We start from the raw sequence: 6,717 nt of genomic DNA, 5'->3' as shown, positions 1-6,717 counted from the left end.
CATCACCCGGCCGGCGGCCCGTCGGCCGCGGGAGCCCGGCGCCGCCGTGCGCGCGGGCCGTGGCGCGATTGTAGTCGCGCGGGACACGGGGGTCAACGGAGACGAAAGGATCGGGGGGGCCGACCAATGCCGACCCTGGCGCGTCGCGTGAGTCTCTGCGCCCGGGCGCGTGGGTTGCGCCCAGGCCTGCCGCTGCTTCGATATGGCGACGGGGCGGGACCAGGCGCACGGGGCGCGTGGCGCCCGCCGTGACCTGTCGCGTCCCTGGGGCACGGCCCGCAGTGGGCGGAACAGTGGCGCATCGCGCGGTCCCACCTGGGATGGACCTACGGGCGATGGCCGGCGCGGGGCCCACGCTTGCACGACCAGCTTGCTCTCCCGTGTCTCACTTATTACCGTGAGCCTCGCAAAGACCGCCGCTGATTGCCCGCAGCCTAATCCTCGCTTACTCCGACGTGGCGACGCGTCGATGCCCCGACCTGCGCGACGCCAGACGTGGCGTTGGACCTTCGTGTCCTCGGGTAACGCGCCGCTGTCGGAGGGGCGGCCTACCTTAGATCCAGCCGAGGCCCAACGCTCACGATGCGGTGGTCGACCGGCGTCCACGAGTCATCCGACGCGCCTCATATGCACGCAAGCTTCGCGAACCGATTCCTCGCCTTGACCGGCTTCGCGCCCATGCGGTGGCAGAGCCGGCTGTTCGAGCGCTTCGTCGATACCGACCTCCCCGATGCGTGCGACATCCCGACCGGCCTCGGGAAGACCTCGGTCCTTGTCATCTGGCTGCTCGCGCTCGTCCAGCAGGCCGAAAACGGCGAAGTCCACTTGCCGCGGCGCCTGTTCTACATCGTCAACCGCCGCACCGTCGTCGATCAGGCCACGAACACGGTCGAACGGCTGCGCCGACGCCTGGTCGATCCGGCCAACTACGAGTGGCGGGATCACGCCGAGATCCTCTCCGCGATCGCGAGGACCCTACGCGGGCTGTCCGCGACCGAGGGCCCCCCGATCGCGCTCAGCACGCTTCGCGGAGAGCTTGCGGACAACGAGGAGTGGAAGGCCGATCCCGCCCGGCCGGCGATCGTCGTCGGTACCATCGACATGATCGGCAGCAGGCTGCTCTTCAGCGGCTACGGGGATGGGCGCTACGGTCGGGCGCACCATGCCGGCCTGATCGGGCAAGACGCGCTGATCGTGCATGACGAGGCGCACCTCACGCCCGCGTTCGGCGATCTTCTCCGCGCCATCTCGCAGGAGCAGCAGCGGGACGGCCGGCGCGACGGTGGAGCGGATACCCCCGCGCGCCCGATCCGGGTCATCGAGCTGTCGGCAACGTCGCGGGGTGGCGCTGGCGGTTGCTTTTCACTGGAACCGGACGACGGAGCCGATGCGATCGTCCGCGCCCGCCTTGCCGCCGCGAAGCGACTCCGTCTCCACCCGGCTCCGGACGACCAGGTCACGGCGAAGATCGTCGAGTGCGCGAAGGCGCACGACGACGCGCGATGCAAGGTCCTGATCTACGTTCGCTCCCCGGAGCAGGCCCAGCGGGTCGACGCCGCTCTCCGGAAGTCTCTGGGTGAAGGCAGCGGCGAACGGATCGCCCTCCTGACTGGCACGATCCGCGGATACGAGCGCGACCGGCTCGTCGAGGCGAACTCGGTCTACCGTGCTCTCCTGAGTTCCGATGCTCCGGTCGAACGAACCGTCTATCTCGTCAGCACCTCGGCTGGCGAAGTAGGCATCGATCTCGATGCCGATCACATCGTCTGCGACCTCACGACGCTCGACTCGTTGATCCAACGACTCGGCCGGGTCAACCGCCGGGGTGGCGACGGACGCTGCGCCCGTGTGGACGTGGTTGGCGACGCCTCGACCAGAGCCAAGCGCTCGGAACTCGAGACCGCCATCGCGGCAACCCACTCGCTCCTCCAGCAATGGAACGCCCATACGGCTGAAGAGATCGATGCGAGTCCGGGGCACCTGCGTCGGCTTCTCGGCAACGTGGAGCCGGAGGTGATCGTCGCGGCGTTCTCGCCGAGGCCGAAAGCCGCGATATTGACCGACATCCTGCTGGACTCGTGGTCGCTCACCAGCATCGAGACGATGCCGGGCCGACCCGAGGTGACGGCCTTCCTCCACGGCCTCACGCAGGATCCACCGGAGACCTTCGTAGCCTGGCGGAAGGAAGTCTCCGCCCTCCACAAGGCGGGCGCCGATGAATCGGCGCTCGACCGCTGGTTCCGCGCCTGCCGCATCACGGCGCGGGAGCGGCTACACGACCGAACCGACCGGGTGAAGAGCGCCCTCGCCGGTCTGCTCAAGTCTCATCGGAAAACCAATGACAGCATCGACTTCCCCGTGGTCCTGCTGGATGAGCGCGGGGCGGCGCGGTGGTCGCGTCTGTCGGACATCGTCGGAAAGGATTTCGACCTCGCGTATCGGACGCTCGTCCTCCCGGTCCAGGCAGGGGGGCTGGACCGCAACGGGATGCTCGATGCGAAGGCCGTGATGCCACCCGACGGCATCTCCCTCGACGTTGCCGAGGAGGAGGGCGCGGGCGGCGAGCGCCGCGGACGGTGGCTGTGCCGTCGCTCACCGGACGGCAACGAGCGGTACGAGCACCTGCTGACCGGCCAGGTCCGGGACGACATCCCCGCGGGGCTGCGCGAGCACGAGCGGATCGCCCTGAAGCAACCCGACGAAGTTGAGGACGAAGCCGAGACGCTCGACCTCATCCTCGCGGAAACCGCCCGGCAGTCCGCCCTCGACAACCCGGAGACGGCCGGCGCGCGCCAGACGCTGAGCGTCCACACCGAGGCGGTCGCCACGCGGATCGCCGTGATCGCCGAACGCTTGAGGCTGCCGGACCCGATCAAGGCCGCGCTCGTCACCGCGGCGGAATGGCATGACAGGGGTAAGGATCGTCCGGTCTGGCAACGGTACGCCCGCAACGACCGTGGCACGGGGCCCCTCGCGAAGTCCGCGACGTACCTGCATCCCCGCGCGCTCGGCGGTTACCGCCACGAATTCGGGTCCCTGCTGGATGCGATGGCGGATGCGGAGCTGCGGTCGTGCCCGGAGCGGGACCTGGTGCTGCACCTGATCGCCGCCCATCACGGCTGGGCACGGCCCCACTTCGAGCCGAGAGCCTACGACAACACGTGGACGACCGCCGAAAACGACGAGGCGGCCGCCGGCGTGATGCGGAGGTTCGGTCGCCTGCAACAACGGTATGGGCGCTGGACGCTGGCGTGGCTGGAATCCCTGCTTCGGTGCGCGGATGCCGTCGCGTCGCGCGAGGCCGTCGAATCGCTCAACCCCTTACCCGCCGATAAAGTCGAGACATGATGGCTCCGACTCCGAGCTTCAGTGTCCGCGTGGACGTGACCAACCCCGGCCAGTTCTTCGCCTGCTGCGGTCTGCTAGAAGCGGCGCATCGGCTCTGGCCGGGGGCCGAGGGTTGGTTCGAGGGACAGTACTTTCACGTGGCCTGTGATAACGCGGAGGCTGAGGACCCGCTGAGCGAATTGATCGAGCAAGTTACGCAGTGCACGGCGGAGGTAATACCTTTCGGCGGAGATGACGCCAAGATCGCACCGATCCGCGTTGGACCGCCGCTCGATCTGGAACTCGACTGGTGGCTCTTCGTGCGAACCTCGCCGACACCCTTCAAAACATGGGCGGCGAACGCCAGCTCACTACAGATGTATACTAAGTGGATTAAACCTCTGCAGACAGCTCAGAAACATATTTCAAGTGATACGTCCCAGGTCTTCGAGGTCAGCACGCCGATCCAGGGCTCCTACGGGTTTGATTCGTCCGTGGGCTGGAATGCTCTGGATGTCGGCTTTTCGCTGAACGAGCACGCGAGCCTGAAACGTCTACCACTCAGGCCTGCGGTCGAGCTGTTCGGTGCGATCGGCCTACAACGCTTTCTGCCAGCTCTTCGCGCACGGCAGGAAGAGATCGATTACTGCGTTTGGCGCATGCCGTTAATGGCACAACCTGCTGCGGCAGTTGTTCGAGGCGTCGTAACCACGTCGTTCTCAACGCGGTTTCGTTGCCGATTCGTCAAACGTGGAACGTTCAAAGGCCTCAGCACGTCAACCTCCATCGGAGAATGATAATGTGCGCTCAAGAGGTAAACCTGGAACAGTACGACCATTGGCTGAAGGACGGCAGTGAGGTGGCGGCGCTCGTCGTGCGACAGTGGTTGATGCCGGTGGAGGGGAAGGACGCTGTGATCTTCCCGCCGACATATCCGATCGCGGAGGACAAGGCCGGCTACAACATCGATTACTTCGAAGACGACAAGACAAACGTTTGCCAGATCGACAGCGTTGGCTCCCAAGCGAACCGCATGGAACCGCTCTTCAAGCGCGAGAAGTACCGGCACCTCGTGCCGCAGGTCGTGATTCGCGCCGGCGACCGCAAGATCGACCTTCTCGATGCGGGTCACCGCGCGGCTGATGCGATCGTGCGGTTCTCGACGCTGGGACCCGAATTGCACGAGGCCTTCCTCGCGTACCGGGACGAGGGCAACGCGGAACCGCTCGCCAGGATTGCACCCACGTCCATCGTCTTCGGCTCGTGGGACTCGCGGGCGACCCAGGCCAGGCTCCCGAGGATCGTCCGGTCCGTGATCCGCGCCTACAACGTCAGACCACTGACCCGGTCGGCGCAGTATTCGACGATCGCGGGTGAAATCCTCGACGCCGGCGACGTGCAGACCACGACCAAAGGCCCGAAAGCAGAACTCGGCCTGGCGCATGTTCCGGCGGTTCGGACGCATGGCGGAGTCCTGGTCGATGGCGAGATCCGCCGCGAGGCCATCGTCAATCTCACCTCGCTGCGCTCCCTGGCCGGTCGGTCGGAGGAGGAAACGCTGACGCTTCGTCGGTACATCCTGGGGCTGGCCCTGATCGGCTTCACGGCGCCGCTGGAGCCCTGCCTTCGTGAAGGCTGCGAGCTGGTTCCGGACCCTGCTAAGAACGCGAAATGGGAGGAGGTCAGATACGACGGCACTCGCGTGGGTCTCAGCATCGGCCACGACGAGGCGTTGGCCTACGCGACCGCCGCCGCGGCCTCGTTCGGCGCGCGCGACCCGGTGGAGGCTTCCTTCGACGCCGACCTTGCCATGCAGGTCCTGAACCTGAAGGAGGACGATCGCAAGAAGCTTCTCCGGCAGGGCCCGGTCACCGCAGAGGCGTTGAGCCAGCTCCAGGCGCGAGGCGCAGCGGCTAGCCGGAAGGGGCGAAACGCGAAGGACGTCGAGTGATGCGGTATCTGTGCATTTCGGTCACGTTCCTTGACCCGCTCTTTCACGGGCAAGGAGATACGGACGCAGAGTGGCCGCCATCCCCGTTTCGGCTCTTCCAGGCGCTCGTCGCCGGCGGCCGTGCGGGAGGGCGCGCCGCCGAGTGGACGGCAGAACGGACCGACGCCTTCCGCTGGATGGAACGCTGCCCACCGCCTCTGATCGTGGCGCCGTCTGCGACGAGGACGACGCCGCGCACCTATTATGTACCCAACAACGACAGTGATCGGGTCCTCGACCGACAGGAGCGCTTGTCGGGCAAGGTCGTTGCGCCGCAGCGGCTCCGTGGCGGGGACACGGTCCACTACCTCTGGCCGCTCGACCCGGCCGGTGGTCGGGATGAACTGCACGCCCGGGAACTGTGCCGGGCAGCCCGCCACCTGCTCGCCCTCGGCTGGGGGATCGACCAGGTGGTCGGGAACGGACGGATTCTCACGGAATCCGAGCTCGCCGCCTTGCCGGGGCGGCGCTGGCGGGCGAGGCAGAGCCACGGCAACGGAAGCCCGACCTGGCGTGTCCCCACGGACGGCTCTCTCCAGGATTTGGAGGAGACCTACAGGTCATTCGTGGAACGCCTTGATGGCCGACGGTACACTCCGCCGCGGCGACCGAACCGGTTCCAGACCGTCCAGTACCTGAGCACCACGATGCTGCCGGCGCGTCCGCACGTCGCCTTCGAACTCGCCGACGGCGTCGCCTTCCGGCCTGAGAGCACCGCGCGGGTAGCGGCCATGCTGCGCTCCCTGGCGTGTCGGTGCGCGAAGGCGGACACGCACGAGTTCCCCGGAGGTGCGGAGGTCTACGTGGCTGGCCACCTCGGGAGCACGGGGCGGGGCGCGCCGCGCTTCTCGTACCTGCCACTGCCAAGCGTCGGTCATGCACACGCCGATGGGATGGTCCGCCGCCTTCTCATTGCCGAGCCGTTCGGCGGCGACGGCTCGCACGCGCGCTGGGCCGGGCAGCGCTTGCGCAACGCGACGCTGCGCGACCAGGACGGAAACGACCGTGGCGTGTTACTGGAGCCGTGGAGGCCGGCCTCGCGCCGGATCCTGCACCGGTATGTCGGTGAAGCGCAGGAGTGGTGCACCGTTACGCCGGTGGTCCTGCCGGGATTCGACGACGGCAAGCTCACCAAGGCCGAACGGCTCTTCCTCAAGGCGGTGGCGCAAGCCGGCATCCCCGTGGAAGCGATCGACGCCATGACCCTGCGCAAGGCGCCGTGGTGGCCCGGCGCACGGCACTCGCGCGACTACTTCACGCCCGATTACTTGCGTCACCTTGCCCGCTGGCACGTCTGGATCCGGTTCCGGGAGCCGGTTCCGGGGCCGATCGCGATCGGGGCGGGCCGCCACGCCGGTCTGGGCCTATTCGCAGCCGCCTGGGGGCAGGGTGTTGGGGGC

4 protein-coding genes are annotated in these 6,717 nt (G+C 67.4%); all 4 read left to right on the top strand.

The window, feature by feature from the left end:
* The first annotated feature begins 627 nt into the window (after positions 1 to 627).
* Positions 628 to 3,348, top strand: a complete 2,721-nt coding sequence (cas3u, locus tag IRZ30_RS14585; protein WP_294086198.1) for a type I-U CRISPR-associated helicase/endonuclease Cas3 — start codon at positions 628 to 630, stop codon at positions 3,346 to 3,348.
* 29 nt (positions 3,349 to 3,377) lie between these two features.
* Complete coding sequence (locus tag IRZ30_RS14580; protein ID WP_294086197.1) at positions 3,378 to 4,124, top strand: hypothetical protein; 747 nt, start codon at positions 3,378 to 3,380, stop codon at positions 4,122 to 4,124.
* A 62-nt stretch (positions 4,125 to 4,186) separates the two neighbouring features.
* The gene (gene cas7u / locus IRZ30_RS14575) at positions 4,187 to 5,278 is read left to right on the top strand and encodes a type I-U CRISPR-associated RAMP protein Csb1/Cas7u (protein ID WP_294086196.1); all 1,092 of its coding nucleotides are present in this window, start codon (positions 4,187 to 4,189) and stop codon (positions 5,276 to 5,278) included.
* On the top strand, positions 5,278 to 6,717 hold a 1,440-nt coding region (gene csb2 / locus IRZ30_RS14570; protein ID WP_294086195.1), incomplete at its 3' end, for a type I-U CRISPR-associated protein Csb2. The genes cas7u and csb2, both read left to right, overlap by 1 nt.

The organism is Sphaerobacter sp. (assembly GCF_019683595.1).
Classification (GTDB): domain Bacteria; phylum Chloroflexota; class Chloroflexia; order Thermomicrobiales; family Thermomicrobiaceae; genus Sphaerobacter.
Note: the sequence above shows the minus strand (reverse complement) of the source record. Positions and strands in the feature narration are given on the sequence as shown.

What these genes read in the sequence shown, in the direction of transcription:
- cas3u (WP_294086198.1), top strand. Translation starts at nt 628, where the DNA reads ATGCACGCAAGCTTCGCGAACCGATTCCTCGCCTTGACCGGCTTCGCG.